We start from the raw sequence: 16177 nt of genomic DNA on the forward strand, positions 1-16177 counted from the left end.
TAAGCAGGTCTAGCATAACCGCTTAATTCCTGTGGAGATGATGTTATGCCGTCTATCGTAGTTGTTGGTGCAAATTGGGGTGATGAAGGCAAAGGCCGCATCGTAGATTATTTAGCCGCTGATGCTGCAGCAAGTGTCCGCTTTCAAGGCGGTAACAACGCGGGCCATACGGTCGTCAACGACTTTGGCACCTTTAAATTACACCAATTACCTAGCGGTATTTTCAATCCAAACTGCGTCGCAGTACTTGGCCCAGGCATGGTGATCAGCCCTGAAAAACTCAGTGTTGAAATCGCCGAAGTCGAAGCGGCAGGCATTGAAGTTAAACTATGCATTTCTGACCGTGCGACCCTGTGCTTACCTATCCATGCACTGGAAGATACCTTAGAAGAACAACGTTTAGGCGATCTGGCCTATGGTTCAACCCGTCAAGGGATTGCCCCAGCCTACGGCGACCGCGTGATGAAGAAAGGTATTCTGGTTGGCTGGTTAAACCAACCCGAAGTGCTGCAAGAACGCATTCAATTTATGCTCGACTGGAAACTGCCCCAGTTAAAAGCACTGTACCCAAGCTGTGACTTTAGCCAAACGGCCGCCGAAATGACCCAATGGTTATTGGAAGTGACTGCGCCATGGCGTCCATTTATTTGCAACGTCACCGAGCCATTAAAAGCCTTACAAAAACAAGATGCTAACTTGTTATTTGAAGCGCAATTAGGCGCGGGTCGTGACTTGATTTACGGCGAGTATCCTTACACTACTTCTTCTAACGTGACGGCGGCTTTCGCAGGTCTGGGTAGTGGTTTACCGGCTCTGCGCCCAGAGCGTGTAATTGCCGTAGCTAAAGCCTTCAGCTCATCTGTCGGTACTGGCACCTTAGTTACTGCGATGGAAGAGCAGGATGATTTCCGTAAAAACGCCAATGAGTTCGGCGCAACCACGGGTCGTCCACGTGATATGGGTTACTTCGATGCGGTTGCAACACGTAACGGTGTTGAACTGCAAGCAGCGACTGAAATCGCCCTGACTAAGATTGACTGCCTGACTGGCATGAAAGATCTTAAGATTTGTGTTGCCTACGAAGGTGAACACACTGAAAACCCGATTTGGCCACAGACTGCGGCATTAAGCCCAGTGTATGAGCAAATGGAAAGCTGGAGCGAAGACATCACTGGCTGTCGCACCTTTGAAAGCCTGCCAAAGGCAGCACAACATTATGTTGAGCGCATCGAAGCTCTGATGGGCGTACGTGTGAGCATGGTGTCTGTAGGACCTGAACGCGATCAGATGATCATTCGCTAAGCGATAGGCTTAAGCCACCGATTACCCTACAAAAAAGCCATATCCGTTTCGGCGGATATGGCTTTTTACTTGTGTCACCTTGAACATCTCAACCCTAACCACAGGATTTACCCACATCTTGGGTTTTGTTTAGCCCGACAAACCGCTAGACTGCGCTCAACCCAAATACTTCATCTCGAAAACGCCATGCCACAATTTAGCCCAAGTTATTCTTTCCCTGTGCAAATTTATTATGAAGATACGGATTTTTCTGGCGTGGTGTATCACCCGAACTTTTTGAAATACTTCGAGCGCGCCCGTGAACATGTGATTGGTGCCGAGCGCTTACGCGACCTTTGGCAACAGCAGCAATTGGGTTTTGCGGTATATCGCAGCGACATGTTGTGCCACGAAGGAGTGGAGTTTGCCGATATCATCGATATCCGCACTAAGTTCTACTTTGAGAGTAAATATCGTACGGTCTGGCATCAGGAAATTTGGCGCCCAAATGGTAAAAAACCTGCAGTCACCGCCACCATTGAAATGGTATGTATGAATCAGGCGCGGCAACTTGCGCCTATGCCAGCGGACCTAATTGCCCAATTAAGCCAAGGGATGTAAAGATAAGTCTAGGGATGTGAGCCATTAACGCAGAGCATCTCTGGCGTTGGCCGCAGATGATTCCAGTTCATTTCAAGCTCTGCCGCCCGCATAGGTTTGGCATAAACCATCCCTTGAATACGGTCGACGCCCATATTTACTAACATATCGTGGACGTCGAGAGTTTCTACACCTTCAACCGTCACCTCATAGCCGAGCTTTTTGGCAATATTAATACTGGCCTCAAGGATATATTCCGAAGGTTTATTCGGCTCAAGATCCCGAAGAAAGGCTTTATCGATTTTGACTTCATTGGCGGGTAAATGCTTTAAATACGCCAGCGATGAATGGCCAGTACCAAAATCATCGATTGCCAATTTAATCCCCAAACGGCGGATTCTCTCTAGGGTATCCACGGCCTTATTTAAATCGGCCATCAGAGTGCTCTCGGTGATCTCTATCATTAAGCATTCTGGCGGTAATTTATAATGCTCAAGGCGAGCAGCAATATCCTGAGGCAAGGTTTCACTGTCGAGATCTCGAGTCGAGAGATTAAGCGCCACACACACAGATACCCCGGCCGTGCGCCATTTTACCTGCTGCTGCAACACTTGCTCCAGCGCCCAATGGCTGACTAAATCGATCATCCCCGCATATTCTGCCAGCGGTATAAACTCACCCGGTGAAATAAAGCCTAATTCTTCATGCTCCCAACGGATCAAAGCCTCTACCTGAGTACAAGCGCCCGTGTGAATATCCTGCTTGGGCTGATACACCATATACAGATGATTCCGCTGTAAGCCACTGGGGAGGCTGTCGATAATCTTAAGCTCCCTCAATTGGCGGATATCATCATTCTCGCTATAACAGGCGATGGCACTGCGAGTCGCACGGGCTTTTTTAAGGGCAAGATCTAGCCTTCTGAGCATATTGCTGACATCGGCATGGTGCTTAGCAAGTTGCAGGCAACCAATCTGCATCCGCACACTGACGGGGGTATCTTTAATCTTAAAGGGCACCTGTAATCGGCCGCGTAAATGTAGCAATTGTTCTTCTGACAGACTTTGCTCGTAATAGAGGAAAAACTCATCACCGTTTAGGCGGGCTATCAACTTAGGCTTAAGGCTTAAGCTAGTTAGGCGGTCGGCAAATTGTTTAAGCAGAATATCGCCAAACACAAAGCCAAAGAGATCATTCACATAGCGAAAGCGATAAATATCGATAAGCACTAAAGTGCCTTGGGTGATGGGCATTAATGCGGTGAGTGAACGTTTAAGCCCAACACGATTATTCAGTCCTGTGAGTTTGTCCTTGCCCATGCCGGCGGGCAGCGCCGCGAGCATCTCGTTTAAGGAATGGTAAAGCGGCGCAAACTCTTGCGGCACAATGGGAATATTAAGGGGGCGGCGTTCTATCTTTTGTTGATCGAGCTGCGGGCATAATTGCGCCAAAAATCGCTGCTGTAATCGCAGCGCTTGGTATCTTGCCAGTAATATATACAGCACGGCTATCAAGACGATAACCAGTGCTAAACCGATAAACCCCAAAATAATCATATTCAGGCCTCAATCTTACCACGTAAGCTTAACCACCATTCCTTCCTGAGTCAGAGCAAGAATGGCTTCCCTCTAGGCCTGACGACTACTGGTAACTTTCTTTGATTGAATGGAATTTATCCATAAATTCATCACTAGCTAAATCATTTGCCGAGACGGGTAATCCACGACCAACAAAGACGTCCATCCGTTGCTCGAAATCGGCACCGGCACGGAGCTCACCAGTGTAGAAAGCAGCGGCACGGATAAAGTCTAAGTAGGTCACATGGTCTGGCAGATAAGGTAAATCCGCCCAACGCTCAACCACTTCCATCACCTCTGGCGCAAAATCCCAACTCTTCAATACCGCACGCCCTAATGGGCCTTGCATTTTACGAACTAAGGAGCGCAATTGATCAATACTGGTGAATAACTCAGGATGGGCTTCGGCTTCGGTCAAAACTGGTAACGCACCAATATTATGGACTAATCCCGCCAATGTCAGCGTATCTAAATTGAGCTGACCGGGACGACGCTTATTGTACATCTGCAACATAGCGCAGGCCGCGGCTGTCACATCGATAGAAGTGCGCCACACTTCATCCATCACTTCCCACACCATTTCATTGGTAGAAATAAATAGCTGCTCCATGGCAACAGAGGTCGCAATACTCTTGATTTGGATGAGGCCAATTCGAGACACAGCACTACTAATACTCTCGGCGGGAATACCACGGCTATATAAGGCACTGTTGGCCACTTTAATGATACGCGCAGAGATTGCGGCGTCTTGACCTATCACTTCACCCACTTGCTTTAGGCTCGCATCGGAGCGACTCACCACTTCCTGCACCCGCATGGCCACTTCGGGCAGGGTTGGCAACACTAAGGCATCATCTTTTAATTTTTTGAGTAATCCGACTAACAGTAGATGTTCAGTAGACATCTTCGCTCCCATCAATCTGCAAACATAAATCTTCAATAGTTGGAGTATATCAGTTGGCTATCATTTGATGGGCAGAAAAAAGCAACAGACGTTAATTATTTGTATGACACTGTTATCAATTTCATCTAAAGCGCGCCAACTTATTGCTTTAACGCTTAAGCCATAGTCGACTAAAAACCATCAAAATAAATCCGGCTAGATAGCATAAACAAACCATACACCCCGAGGTAAGAACCTGCGCCATCATAAGGCTTCTAGGTATATTCGTAAAATGCGAACTATACCTAATCTTAGACGAGGTGATTTGCATAACCCTACTTTGATTGTGTAAAATGCCGCCCCCGCGCACTGCGCCTCTATCTACCAACCAATTCGAGAGTCATTATGTTTAAACCTGAGTTGTTATCTCCCGCTGGGACGCTGAAAAACATGCGTTACGCTTTTGCCTATGGTGCAGATGCCGTGTATGCCGGCCAGCCGAGATATAGCCTTAGGGTTCGTAATAACGACTTTAAAATGGAAAACCTTGCCACAGGTATCGAAGAAGCCCATGCGCTGGGTAAAAAGCTTTATGTGGTGAGTAACATTGCTCCCCACAACGCTAAGCTCAAAACCTATATCAAAGATATGGAGCCCGTGGTGGCGATGAAGCCCGATGCGCTGATCATGTCAGACCCAGGCCTTATCATGATGGTGCGTGAGGCTTTCCCTGAACAGGTGGTGCATTTATCGGTGCAAGCCAACGCCATTAACTGGGCGTCGGTCAAATTCTGGCAGACCCAAGGCATTAAACGGGTGATTTTATCCCGTGAATTGTCCTTGGATGAAATCGAAGAAATCCGCCAGCGTTGCCCCGATATCGAGTTAGAAGTGTTTGTCCACGGCGCCCTGTGTATGGCCTACTCGGGTCGTTGTTTGCTGTCGGGTTATATCAATAAGCGCGATCCAAACCAAGGTACTTGCACTAACGCCTGCCGCTGGAAATACGATGTGCACGAAGCGCAGCAAACTGACTCGGGCGATATCATTGCCACACCAAATGCAGTGCAAATCGAGACGCCAACCTTAGGCGCGGGTCCTGCGACCGACCAAATCTTCCTGCTGCAAGAAGCCAATCGCCCCGGCGAATATATGCCAGCGTTTGAAGATGAGCACGGCACTTATATCATGAACTCTAAGGACTTACGTGCAATCCAACACGTTGAGCGTTTGGCGAAAATGGGCATCGATTCGCTGAAGATCGAAGGCCGTACTAAGTCCTTCTACTATGTGGCCCGTACCGCCCAGCTATACCGTCAGGCCATCGACGATGCCGCCTCAGGCAAGAGCTTCGATCGCAGCTTAATGAACCAACTCGAAGGCTTAGCGCACCGCGGCTATACCGAAGGTTTCTTACGTCGCCACGTACATGATGAATATCAAAACTACGACTATGGCTACTCGGTCAGCGATACCCAACAATTTGTGGGTGAATTAACCGGTAAACGTAATCTGGCAGGCCTTGCCGAAATCGAAGTGAAGAACAAATTCTCTGTTGGCGATAGCGTTGAATTAATGACGCCACAGGGCAATATCAGCCTCACCATCGAACAACTCGAGAACCGCAAAGCCGAATCGGTTGAAGCGGGATTAGGTTCGGGCCATACCGTTTACTTGCCCGTGCCGAAAGAGGTTGATCTGAACCACGGCATTTTACTGCGTAACCTGCCCCAAGGTCAGGATACCCGCAACCCACACGAAGCAGGCTAAGGTATGGCATTACTGATCGACGACAGCTGCATCAATTGCGACATGTGTGAACCTGAATGTCCGAATCAGGCCATCACCATGGGGGAAGAAATCTATGAAATCGACCCAGACCGCTGCACCGAATGCGTAGGCCATTACGATAAGCCGACCTGCGTCTCCGTCTGTCCGATTGATTGTATTGACCCAGACCCTAACCGCGTCGAGTCCCACGATGAGCTGTTGGTCAAATTTGCCATACTCACGCAAAAAATTTGAGTGAGCATCGCGTCCTAGCTAAACAAAAAGCCCCGCAATGTCAGCGGGGCTTTTTGTTTATCGGTTGGTTACAGCCAAGATAGCATTAACTCAAACTCGGGGATTTGGCCAAAATCACCGTCGGTTTTGCCTCAAGCTGCAAACGCACAATGGTATCGGCCAGCTTTTCAACGCTTAAGCGAATGGGTGTCGGCAGGCTGGCAAATTCGATACTCAGCAGTAGATTTTTCACCTCAAGCCCTAACTCGGTATCGCCTTCGATGCTCAGCTTGCGTTGGAAAAACAGCGTATCAGGGTCTTCTTTTGCCGCGGCGACCAATAATAGCTCGGCGGAATTGGCACTAAAGCTGACCTGGGCATCGGTCAGTTCACGCACCTGCCAGCGGCCATCGAAACTCACTTCAAAATACAGATTTAAATCTTCAACCCGAATCGCAACCCACTTACCCGCCAAAAAATCTAACTCGCCATCTTCGGCCTGTGGCGCTAGCAACTGCATTAGGAGTTGACTAAGCACCTTAGCCTTGAGGCTAAAGGGCACTTTGGAAAGTGGTAAGCGGATCAGCTTTGGGGTGAGTTCAAGCAGTTGTTTTGCGAGGTTTGCTGAAAAAACAGCGGACATAATCAGTTACCTAAGGATAAAAAACACTATATCTCCCAGTTTACCGAGATTTTATGATCTTAAACCTGTTTTAAATCAATTCACCGCCAATCAATCTTCCCTACACTCTGCCCCTGTTATTTTATCGGGAGCACCATTATGGAGTTGTTGTGTCCAGCAGGAAACCTGGCCTCGCTAAAGTCGGCGCTGCAGGCCGGAGCCGATGCTGTCTACCTTGGGTTAAAGGATGATACCAATGCACGTTCATTCGCGGGCTTAAACTTCACCCCCGCAAAATTACAGGAAGCCGCCGAGCTGACCCATCAGCGGAGCAAAAAAATCTTCCTCACCTTGAATACCTTTCCTAAGCCGAATGAGGAACACCGCTGGTATCAAGCCATCGACTTGGCGGCCAGCATTGGCGTCGATGCCTTAATCGTCGCCGATCTGTCGCTACTCGACTATGCCCATAGGCAATATCCGCAAATTCCGCTGCATTTATCGGTACAGGCCAGCGCCACCAACTTGGGCGCACTGAGCTTTTATAAAGAGGCTTTTAATATCGCGCGGGTGGTGTTACCCAGAGTGCTGTCGATAAAACAAGTGCGCGATTTAGCTAAGGTCAGCCCAGTCGATTTAGAGGTCTTTGCCTTTGGTAGTCTGTGCATCATGGCCGAAGGCCGCTGCCACTTATCCTCCTATGTTACTGGCCAATCGCCAAACACTGGCGGTTCTTGCTCCCCGGCGAAACACGTGCGCTGGCAGGAACAGGGCCAAGACAGGCTGACTCGCCTCAACGAGGTGTTAATTGATAAATCAGGGCTCGATGAGCAAATGGGCTACCCAGTCGTCTGTAAGGGCCGTTATCTCACCCAAGACGATGATAAACCGCAATATCTGCTCGAGTCCCCCACCAGTTTAAATACCCTTAGCTTGCTGCCAGAGCTTGCCAAGGCGGGCATAGTGTCACTTAAGATTGAGGGGCGGCAGCGCAGCCCTGCCTATGTAGAGCAAGTGACTAAAGTTTGGCGTCAAGCGATTGACACTTATCTTAATCATCCAGATAAATTCCAGACGCAGGCCCATTGGGAGCAAGCCCTCGCCAAAGTCTCCGAAGGCCAAATTACCACCTTAGGCGCCTACGAGCGTGACTGGCAATAGCCCTAGCGATAACCACGAAGAAGAAACGATTATGAAAATTTCCCTCGGCCCACTGCTCTATTGCTGGGAAAAACAGCAGGTCATCGACTTTTACCAGCAGGTGGCCAATAGTCAGATCCCATTAGTTTATCTGGGTGAAGCCGTTTGTAGCCGTCGACGCGAACTCAAGTTTGGCAACTATCTCGAACTGGCTAAAATGCTTAAATCTGCGGGTAAAGAGGTGGTGCTGTCGACGCTCGCCCTTATCGAAGCGCCCTCTGAATACACTGAGCTGAAACGTCAGGTCGACAATGGCGAGTTTAGCATTGAGGCCAACGACATGGCGGCCGTGTATCTTGCCAAGGAGCACAAGCTGCCTTTTGTCTGCGGCGCCAGCATCAACAACTACAACCGCGCCAGTTTAGATATTTTGCAGCGCTTTGATATGCAGCGCTTTGTGATGCCAGTAGAACTGTCGAAGACTTGGCTTAGCCAAGTGGTAGAAAACAAGCCAGCATTCGAAGTCGAAGTGCTTGGCCATGGCTATTTGCCACTCGCCCACTCGGCGCGCTGCTTTACCGCTAGGCATCAACACTTGTCGAAGGACAGCTGCGAAACCGTTTGCCGCCAATACAGCAAGGGCTTACTGGCGCAGACACAAGAGGCGCAACCTTTGCTCAGGTTAAACGGCATCCAAACCCAGTCGGCCAGCTGTGTCGATTTACGCAGCGAAATCAATGAAATGCTAAAGATGGGCGTCGATGTGTTTCGGGTTTCGCCCAGCAGCTTAGCCTGTCTCACTAAGGCCGATGCACTGGTTGAGGCGTTAAAGAGTGGGGCAACGGACGCTCAGTTTCCTCTTAGCGATGAGCACTGTAACGGTTACTGGTTTGGCGAAGCGGGACTGAAATCCTTAGGCTGATAGCTTTATGGGTTAATCACTACAATCACTCACTCGGGAGCAGGCTCTTGAGCGAGTGATTGTGGGGTGAACAGCAGCGCCGCCGTCCAACTTAATAAACTCCCAAGCGCAATCCACTCCAGCAATGCTGGCCACCACAAATCGGGCCTAGGCAGTTGCAACACCATTTCTTGATAGAAAGGCCTGTCCCCCTCGGTTAAGCCCAGCTCTAATAGGGGGGCGTAGAGAAAGGTCATCATGCTCAGCAATACCACAAGCGCTAACAATAGCGTCCAAGGTTGTCGCCTTTGTGAATTAAGGCCAGCCCACAGCAGATAACAGATGGCACTCGAACTGCCGAAGTAAAAAAACCATTTCAGGGCGAGGATATGCAGGTGATACACATTGACCGGAAACAATCCCACGCAGGCCAAGGCTAAAAACGTTAGCGCCAGCGCGCAGTAAAAGGGATAGCCCCAAAAACCACTTACGGTTTGCAAGGATGAAAGGCAGTAGAAAACAATGCTTAAACTGCCAAAAAACAAGCCGCCATTGAGTACCACAGCAAGAGCGGAATGCCCATAGGTCCCCAATTCACTCAAGGTATGATTCAAAAAGTTGAAGGCTCGAGTCTCGGTCTGATCGAAGCCTAACACCGCCACGCCTATCCCGAGCAATAATCCAAAAATACCAAGAAAACCAAACTTAGTGGCGAGCGAAAAACCTCTTGTCGCGACATTCATTTTTGTAACAGTCATGGATAATTTAGCTAAACAAAAGTAGTACTAACTTACATGGAATTGAAAAGAATTAAAGCGGCGTTCATCCTCTTTAGGAGAAATATTTTATTTCACCACTATTTACGCTTATTTAGTCACTTGCGCGCAGCGCCCGCCCTTAGTCAATATTCAATTTGAAATATGCAAATACAGACTCAAAAACGCATAAAAATGCACAACTCATTCAGCAACACTGAGCTTATTGTCGGCGATAACGTCGCCATTACAATTCGCGTTAACTGCTTCACATTGCGTGGTGAGCAACTAGAGCGCTATTGCCATTAACGGATAAATAAACCGCAAAAGCGGAATATTCGAAGAATCTAAGGGAAAATTTTGTACAAAATCCCCCATGGCCGCTAACAATATCAAGAATAAAACAACTCGATAAACCCGCTGCAACACTCAAATTTAATTGCATGATTTAGTTATCAAAACATCTAGCTTACGCTAAACATCCGCCAAAATAAGCATTCAGAAATAGCCCAAATAACTATGCTATTTTGCTGCTTATCTCAAACAAATTTCCGAATCGTTTTACATAGCGGCGCTAAGCGAGTAATCTTCCCCCTTCTCGATTTTGAGTTGAATGAAAATGCACCTAACATCCGCCTAACATGCGGCTTTGAGGGGCAATTTGTTCAAGTTTATTTGTGCGACTCGTACTTTTAAGGTGTACACCATTGGCTACTGAACATAAAAACCGCAACATTAAGACGATACTCACCTTTATCGTCCCTTCGCTGATCGGTCTGCTACTGTTTATGACCCCTATCAGCTACAACGATGCGATTACTATTCCCATCGCAATCATCTCTAAAGCACTGCAAAGCGTGTTAAGCGATGTATTAACCTTAATCGTGACTGTGATTGTTGTCGCCATGGCCTTGGCCTCTGTGTTGACTAAGTTACTCAAACCTAAGTTTGTGCTGAACAATCACTTCCTCAATGGTTTACTCAACATCAGCCCACTATGGCTTGCGACGCGCGTCGTCGGCGCCGTCTTTATTGTGCTGACCTACTTTGGCATTGGCCCCGAAGCCATTAACTCTTCAAGCACTGGTGCCTTAGTACTGAACGATTTGTTACCTGTACTCTTCTCGGTGTTTATCTTCGCCGGTATGTTACTGCCGCTGCTGTTAAACTTCGGTCTATTAGAGCTCTTTGGCACCCTGCTGACCAAGGTAATGCGCCCCGTGTTTAACCTGCCAGGTCGCAGCGCCATCGACTGTATGGCCTCTTGGTTAGGTGATGGTAGCGTTGGGATTTTGCTGACCAGCAAGCAATACGAAGCGCGTTTTTACACCCAAAGGGAAGCAGCGGTTATCGGTACTACCTTCTCGGCGGTGTCAATTACCTTCAGCTTAGTGGTGATCTCTCAGGTGAAGTTGGAGCAAATGTTTGTGCCCTTCTACCTAACCGTATGTTTAGCGGGTTTTGCGGCGGCCGTGATTGTGCCTAAGCTGCCACCACTGTCGTGGAAAAAAGATAACTATATCGACGATACGCCACGTCAACCCGACGATGAGATGATCCCCGCTGGACACGGCGCACTCTCTTGGGGCTTTGATAAAGCGCTTGAGAAAGCCGCTAGTGCTGGTGGTGTCAAAGCCGTTTTAAATGAAGGCGTTAAAAACGTTATCGATATGGTATTTGGCATTATCCCAGTGGTAATGGCCATTGGTACTACGGCGCTGATCATCGCCGAGCATACGCCTATTTTCAATTACTTAGGTATGCCGTTTATTCCGTTACTGGAACTGCTGCATATCCCAGAAGCCACCGAAGCCTCTAAAACTATCGTTGTTGGCTTTGCCGATATGTTTATCCCGTCGATTTTAGCCAGCTCTATCGAATCGGATATGACCCGCTTTGTGATTGCCGCCTTATCAGTAACCCAGCTGATTTACATGAGTGAAGTAGGCGCACTGCTGATTGGCAGTAAGATCCCAGTGAATTTTGTTGAGCTATTCGTGGTGTTCGTACTGCGCACCTTAGTCACTCTGCCAGTGATTGCCGGCGTGGCTCACCTGCTGTTCTAAGCGCAACATCACCTTAAATATCAAGGGGAGTCAGATTTAACTGACTCCCCTTTTTTGTATCACTTATAAATGCATTCATTAACGAACTCATACACAAACAAGCAGTTTTGATTACTTCGTTGAGTGTGGGTTAGTGGTACAAACTCCACTCGTTACCATATAACTCAGTTTTACAGAAAGTCATTTAGAATTTCTGAATACTACTGCTGAAGGATAAAGCTTGGCCGTTTAATTCTTTAAGTGCTGGCTTTGGGTGAGCCATGGCATTCTCTCACCGACACGCAGCAAGTCCATCCTTGGATGCTCGACCGCCCCGTCCGTGGGGCGGACGGTCGTCTCGCTAATCGCCATGACTCACCCGTTTAACATCGGTATAGCCTGTTTGTTTTAAAGCAGATATGTAACTTGATCTGATCCAGCAATAGTGGACACTTTGTATCATTACTAAAACTTGGCCAATTGGCTCATGATAACAAGTAACCTGTCTTAGCGCTGTGGCGCGGAATGGGGCAACTGATTCCAATATAACTTTAAGTCTAGCTTGCTCGTCGAGATTGCCGAGAAGTGACCACCGTCATTGTTACCGCACCTAAAAGCAATATTGCACTCATGACGAAAGCACTTTGCCATCCAAGACTATCAAACATGATCCCACCTATTGTAGAACCAATGGCTATCGAAAGCTGAATTACTGCCACCATAAGCCCTCCGCCAGCCTCCGAATCATCCGGCAACGTCCGTGAAATCCATGTCCACCATCCTGTTGGTGCAGCTGTTGCGAGTAGCCCCCACAAACTTAAAAGAGCGGCAACAGTCAAAATGCTACCGCTAAACAAAAGCAATGCACTAGCAATAGCTGCCATAAGCAAAGGGAGTAGTGCCAAAGTCTGATAAAATCTCGCATTCAGAAATTTAGAAACTATCACCGTTCCGGTAAATCCAGCTGCACCAATTGCAAACAAGATTAAAGAGAGCTCAGTAGTATTTACCCTTGTGACGTTCTCCAGAAATGGGCGTATATACGTAAATAACGCAAACTGTCCCATAAAGAATAACCCGCAGGCCAGCATACCTGTTGATACTACAGAAAACTTGAACAGAGCAAAAACAGAGACTCGCTCATTCCGGTTAATCTCGTTTTTCATATCCGGCAGACTAAAGTGTTGCCAGATAAAAACGACAATCGCAATTGGCACCAGACTCCAAAAGGCACCACGCCAGCCAATAGTTGTCCCTAAATAACTACCAATTGGTGCGGCGATAACCGTTGCCAGTGCATTACCACCATTAAATATTGCTAGTGCACGTGGAACCATACTTGGAGGCACTAGCCTAATCGCGGTTGCCGCCGACATTGACCAAAATCCACCAATCACTACTCCAATCATGGCGCGACCTAACATATAAACGGGATAACTCGAAGACATCGCCACAACGACTCCTGAAATGGCCATCAGAACGGTCAAACCAAGCAAAAGATATTTTCGATTAAGTTCTCCTGCAATATTGGATATGGTCAGACTGGTCAAAACAGCAAAAACACCAGAAATAGTGATCCCTTGGCCAGCCAATCCTTCGGTGACGTTCAAATCTGCGGCAATCGGCGTAAGCAGACTGACGGGCAAAAACTCTGATGCAATAAGCACAAAAATGCAGAGTGTCATAGAAAACACGCCACTCCAGTGTGCATCGGTCATATGGCGAGACTTATTAAAACTCAGTGCAGACATGTTTATTTTCTCTGAATGTGCGGCGGACCGTACGAGGACGCAACTCATGGTTTAGCGAGCAGTAAAGTTGATATGATGTAAACTTCTCAGGCACGCTTCGAGTCACATCACGCCGATTAAGACAGATATAAAAATCACCTCCTTATGAGAGGTGACTTTTATCTAAATGTTGAAGCTGAAACTTATTTCAAGTTGTTTTTGAAAAACTGTTCGAACTTTATAAATGGAATTTTGCCTGCAACGTTATCGTATAAATCGACATGGTTAGCCCCTGGCACAACGACGAGTTCTTTTTCTTTGCTACCGACAGCGTCGAAAGCATCCTCTGCGAAATAGCGAGAGTGGGCATTTTCACCAGTCACAATTAGCGTAGGAATGGTGATTTCGTTTGCATAACTCAGCAAAGGCATGTTCATAAATGAAAGCGGCATCGTCGCATTCCAAGCGCCAGTGGAGTTCACTGAACGCTCATGAAAACCACGTGGCACTCGATAATAATCAAAAAACTCTTTCAATACTGGATGTGGATCTGCTGACAAGGTTTCTGGCAATATGCGATCTGACGCAAATACATTAGCGTTTTCGTCGACATAGAGATCATGTCCACCCGGCGCGAAAGTACCGTTCTCTGCATCTCTCCAGCGTTGTGCGTTCAAATACTGTAATACTGCTTTGCGGTCGGCAGTTGTATAGCGGTCTTTGCCATCACCCACACCATGGCCCATTGCTCGGCTCATGTCATACATAACACTGGTAGCCACGGCCTTAACACGAGTATCCATCGCTGCGTCGTTTAGTGCCATACCGCCCCAACCACAAATACCTAGCAAGCCAATACGTTGGCGGTCCACTTCATTTTGCAACCCTAAAAAATCTACAGCGGCACTGAAATCCTCGGTGTTGATATCTGGCGAGGCAAGATTACGTGGTGCTCCACCACTTTCACCCGTGTATGATGGATCAAACGCTAATGTCACGAATCCTGCTTCAGCCAACGTTTGTGCATATAGCCCACTGGACTGTTCCTTAACTGCGCCAAATGGACCACTAATAGCAATCGCCGCGAGTTTTTGAACATTACGCTCTTTTGGCATGTAGAGATCGCCTACTAAAGTGATCCCATAGCGATTCGTGAAACTCACCTTTCTGTGTTCGACTTTATCGCTCTGGGCAAATGTTTTATCCCACTTTTCGACCATCGAAACTGGTACATTCGGATTGAGTGTTGCGGCATTACTCATAATAGATACTCCACTTAATGTTGCAGTTAGCAGAATGACTGGTATAGCAGTAGTCAGTTTTTTGGTGAAAGTTTCCATAAATATCTTCCTTAAAACGTCATTGGAGCAGCTTTCATATGGACAAGATTGCAGAACTTTTAAACAATTGGGGCCATTATACTTAGCAAAAAACGCGATGATTAGAGGGTGTTTTTTGCTATGATTAATATTATTTTGTTATGAATATGATTTACCAATCGGTGGAGTAAAAGGCAAAAACGATGGCTAAACGGGAAAACTACAATGAGCTATTTCTGTTTATGGCAGTGGTACAGGAAGGTAGCTTTACCGCAGCAGCGAAAAGGCTTGGGATGGCTCAATCTGGTATCAGCCGTTCACTCAGAGAGCTTGAACAACGACTAGGTTTGCAACTCTTGGTTCGCACCACGCGAAAATTATCTCTCACGCAGGCAGGTGAACAACTCTATCAAACAGTGCAGTCCGGATTTAAGGCTTTAGATACTGGACTCGCAACACTAGCCGACTATCGTAATACTCCGTCCGGAACAGTACGTATCAATGCCAGTCAGCACGCAATTGATAAAGTTCTGCTCCCGAAGTTAGCAATAATTAAACAACGTTATCCTGACATCAGGATTGAGCTAATCAGTGAAAATCGGTTTGTTGATATTATTGCCGAAAGATTTGACGCGGGGGTGCGCTTAGGCCCTGAAGTGGGAAGCGGTATGGTTGCAGTGCGGATCACTCCCGACATGGAAATGGCTGTAGTCGGCACGCCTGAGCATTTTCGCCGTTACGGTTTTCCCCAAACCCCTGCGGATTTGGCCTTGCACCCCTGCATCGCTTATCAACTTGGTGGTGGAAACATCTATGCTTGGGAACTTAATGAAAATGGTAATGCGGTGACCCACAAGCCCCAAGGTCAATGGGTTTTTGCTGACAGCTTCATGGAAGCAAAAGCAGCGAGGCTGGGGTTAGGATTGGCATATGTCCCTGTGGAATTAGTCACCGAAGACATAGAACAGGGGTCGCTTATACGAGCATTACAACGTTACAGCCTACGGATGGATGGTTCATTCCTTTATTATCCTCATCGTAATGTCTCACCAGCGTTACGAGCGATAATTGATATTTTGAAAATTTGAAAAGTTTTGACGAAATTTTATTCGGTGGTAACAAGCGCTCTTAAAAATAGTTGCTACTAATCCCACACTCCAATTAAATGACAGTAACTCCCCATTTTGGCATTACAAAAACTTGGTCAACAAGCATTGTTCGATACCTGTCATTGAACAACACCGAAACACGCTTTGGGGCAATATCTTTTAGCCAGATGAACAGTTCAATGGTCGTAAAGATTGTCATTGTTGCAACTGT

General features: G+C 47.4%; 14 protein-coding genes. 8 read left to right on the top strand and 6 right to left on the bottom strand.

Annotated elements, in window-relative coordinates; all coding sequences use genetic code 11:
- Nucleotides 1-45 precede the first annotated feature (45 nt).
- Both B5P39_RS06150 and B5P39_RS06155 read left to right on the top strand, forming a co-directional pair.
- A complete protein-coding gene (locus B5P39_RS06150) occupies nucleotides 46-1302 on the top strand; it encodes an adenylosuccinate synthase (protein WP_088210847.1) in 1257 nt (418 codons plus the stop codon).
- 186 nt (nucleotides 1303-1488) lie between these two features.
- On the top strand, nucleotides 1489-1902 hold the full coding sequence (locus tag B5P39_RS06155; RefSeq protein ID WP_088210848.1) for a thioesterase family protein: 414 nt from the start codon (nucleotides 1489-1491) through the stop codon (nucleotides 1900-1902).
- Between the two features lie 8 nt (nucleotides 1903-1910).
- On the opposite strand, the gene B5P39_RS06160 is transcribed toward B5P39_RS06155, so the two are convergent.
- Both B5P39_RS06160 and B5P39_RS06165 read right to left on the bottom strand, forming a co-directional pair.
- Nucleotides 1911-3437 carry a putative bifunctional diguanylate cyclase/phosphodiesterase gene (locus B5P39_RS06160; RefSeq protein WP_088210849.1) on the bottom strand — a complete coding sequence of 509 codons (1527 nt, stop codon included), beginning with the start codon at nucleotides 3435-3437 and terminating at the stop codon, nucleotides 1911-1913.
- 85 nt (nucleotides 3438-3522) lie between these two features.
- Nucleotides 3523-4362 (bottom strand): HDOD domain-containing protein, encoded by an 840-nt coding sequence (locus B5P39_RS06165; protein ID WP_088210850.1) that lies wholly within the window; start codon nucleotides 4360-4362, stop codon nucleotides 3523-3525.
- A gap of 384 nt (nucleotides 4363-4746) precedes the next feature.
- On the opposite strand from B5P39_RS06165, the gene trhP reads away from it, so the two are divergent.
- Nucleotides 4747-6111 (top strand): prephenate-dependent tRNA uridine(34) hydroxylase TrhP, encoded by a 1365-nt coding sequence (trhP, locus tag B5P39_RS06170; RefSeq protein WP_023266720.1) that lies wholly within the window; start codon nucleotides 4747-4749, stop codon nucleotides 6109-6111.
- A gap of 3 nt (nucleotides 6112-6114) precedes the next feature.
- Nucleotides 6115-6366: a YfhL family 4Fe-4S dicluster ferredoxin gene (locus B5P39_RS06175; protein ID WP_011621854.1), complete on the top strand. Its 252-nt coding sequence runs from the start codon at nucleotides 6115-6117 to the stop codon at nucleotides 6364-6366.
- An 85-nt stretch (nucleotides 6367-6451) separates the two neighbouring features.
- On the opposite strand, the gene ubiT is transcribed toward B5P39_RS06175, so the two are convergent.
- On the bottom strand, nucleotides 6452-6988 hold the full coding sequence (gene ubiT, locus B5P39_RS06180; RefSeq protein ID WP_088210851.1) for a ubiquinone anaerobic biosynthesis accessory factor UbiT: 537 nt from the start codon (nucleotides 6986-6988) through the stop codon (nucleotides 6452-6454).
- A gap of 138 nt (nucleotides 6989-7126) precedes the next feature.
- On the opposite strand from ubiT, the gene ubiU reads away from it, so the two are divergent.
- Entirely contained in the window at nucleotides 7127-8128 is a 1002-nt protein-coding gene (gene ubiU / locus B5P39_RS06185; RefSeq protein ID WP_088210852.1) for a ubiquinone anaerobic biosynthesis protein UbiU, read from the top strand.
- A gap of 31 nt (nucleotides 8129-8159) precedes the next feature.
- Complete coding sequence (locus tag B5P39_RS06190) at nucleotides 8160-9029, top strand: U32 family peptidase (protein ID WP_088211129.1); 870 nt, start codon at nucleotides 8160-8162, stop codon at nucleotides 9027-9029.
- Nucleotides 9030-9058: 29 nt separating this feature from the next.
- Here the strand turns inward: B5P39_RS06190 and B5P39_RS06195 are convergent, their stop codons facing one another.
- Nucleotides 9059-9766, bottom strand: a complete 708-nt coding sequence (locus B5P39_RS06195) for a hypothetical protein (protein ID WP_088210853.1) — start codon at nucleotides 9764-9766, stop codon at nucleotides 9059-9061.
- 704 nt (nucleotides 9767-10470) lie between these two features.
- Here B5P39_RS06195 and B5P39_RS06200 point away from each other — a divergent pair.
- Nucleotides 10471-11829 (top strand): YjiH family protein, encoded by a 1359-nt coding sequence (locus B5P39_RS06200; protein ID WP_023266715.1) that lies wholly within the window; start codon nucleotides 10471-10473, stop codon nucleotides 11827-11829.
- A 536-nt stretch (nucleotides 11830-12365) separates the two neighbouring features.
- Here the strand turns inward: B5P39_RS06200 and B5P39_RS06205 are convergent.
- Together B5P39_RS06205 and B5P39_RS06210 are read right to left on the bottom strand one after the other, a co-directional pair.
- A complete protein-coding gene (locus B5P39_RS06205; RefSeq protein WP_088210854.1) occupies nucleotides 12366-13559 on the bottom strand; it encodes an MFS transporter in 1194 nt (397 codons plus the stop codon).
- A 182-nt stretch (nucleotides 13560-13741) separates the two neighbouring features.
- Nucleotides 13742-14878 carry an alpha/beta hydrolase gene (locus tag B5P39_RS06210; protein WP_088210855.1) on the bottom strand — a complete coding sequence of 379 codons (1137 nt, stop codon included), beginning with the start codon at nucleotides 14876-14878 and terminating at the stop codon, nucleotides 13742-13744.
- 182 nt (nucleotides 14879-15060) lie between these two features.
- Between B5P39_RS06210 and B5P39_RS06215 the strand changes: the two genes are divergently transcribed.
- Nucleotides 15061-15945 carry a LysR family transcriptional regulator gene (locus B5P39_RS06215; RefSeq protein WP_088210856.1) on the top strand — a complete coding sequence of 295 codons (885 nt, stop codon included), beginning with the start codon at nucleotides 15061-15063 and terminating at the stop codon, nucleotides 15943-15945.
- Nucleotides 15946-16177 lie beyond the last annotated feature (232 nt).

Source organism: Shewanella sp. Shew256 (assembly GCF_002196695.1).
Taxonomy (GTDB): domain Bacteria; phylum Pseudomonadota; class Gammaproteobacteria; order Enterobacterales; family Shewanellaceae; genus Shewanella; species Shewanella mangrovisoli.

Excerpts from the sequence above, each read along its gene's own strand:
- B5P39_RS06150 (WP_088210847.1), top strand. The coding sequence starts at position 46 with ATGCCGTCTATCGTAGTTGTTGGTGCAAATTGGGGTGATGAAGGCAAA.
- B5P39_RS06155 (WP_088210848.1), top strand. The coding sequence starts at position 1,489 with ATGCCACAATTTAGCCCAAGTTATTCTTTCCCTGTGCAAATTTATTAT.
- B5P39_RS06160 (WP_088210849.1), bottom strand. The coding sequence starts at position 3,437 with ATGATTATTTTGGGGTTTATCGGTTTAGCACTGGTTATCGTCTTGATA.
- B5P39_RS06165 (WP_088210850.1), bottom strand. The coding sequence starts at position 4,362 with ATGTCTACTGAACATCTACTGTTAGTCGGATTACTCAAAAAATTAAAA.
- trhP (WP_023266720.1), top strand. The coding sequence starts at position 4,747 with ATGTTTAAACCTGAGTTGTTATCTCCCGCTGGGACGCTGAAAAACATG.
- B5P39_RS06175 (WP_011621854.1), top strand. The coding sequence starts at position 6,115 with ATGGCATTACTGATCGACGACAGCTGCATCAATTGCGACATGTGTGAA.
- ubiT (WP_088210851.1), bottom strand. The coding sequence starts at position 6,988 with ATGTCCGCTGTTTTTTCAGCAAACCTCGCAAAACAACTGCTTGAACTC.
- ubiU (WP_088210852.1), top strand. The coding sequence starts at position 7,127 with ATGGAGTTGTTGTGTCCAGCAGGAAACCTGGCCTCGCTAAAGTCGGCG.
- B5P39_RS06190 (WP_088211129.1), top strand. The coding sequence starts at position 8,160 with ATGAAAATTTCCCTCGGCCCACTGCTCTATTGCTGGGAAAAACAGCAG.
- B5P39_RS06195 (WP_088210853.1), bottom strand. The coding sequence starts at position 9,766 with ATGACTGTTACAAAAATGAATGTCGCGACAAGAGGTTTTTCGCTCGCC.
- B5P39_RS06205 (WP_088210854.1), bottom strand. The coding sequence starts at position 13,559 with ATGTCTGCACTGAGTTTTAATAAGTCTCGCCATATGACCGATGCACAC.
- B5P39_RS06210 (WP_088210855.1), bottom strand. The coding sequence starts at position 14,878 with ATGGAAACTTTCACCAAAAAACTGACTACTGCTATACCAGTCATTCTG.
- B5P39_RS06215 (WP_088210856.1), top strand. The coding sequence starts at position 15,061 with ATGGCTAAACGGGAAAACTACAATGAGCTATTTCTGTTTATGGCAGTG.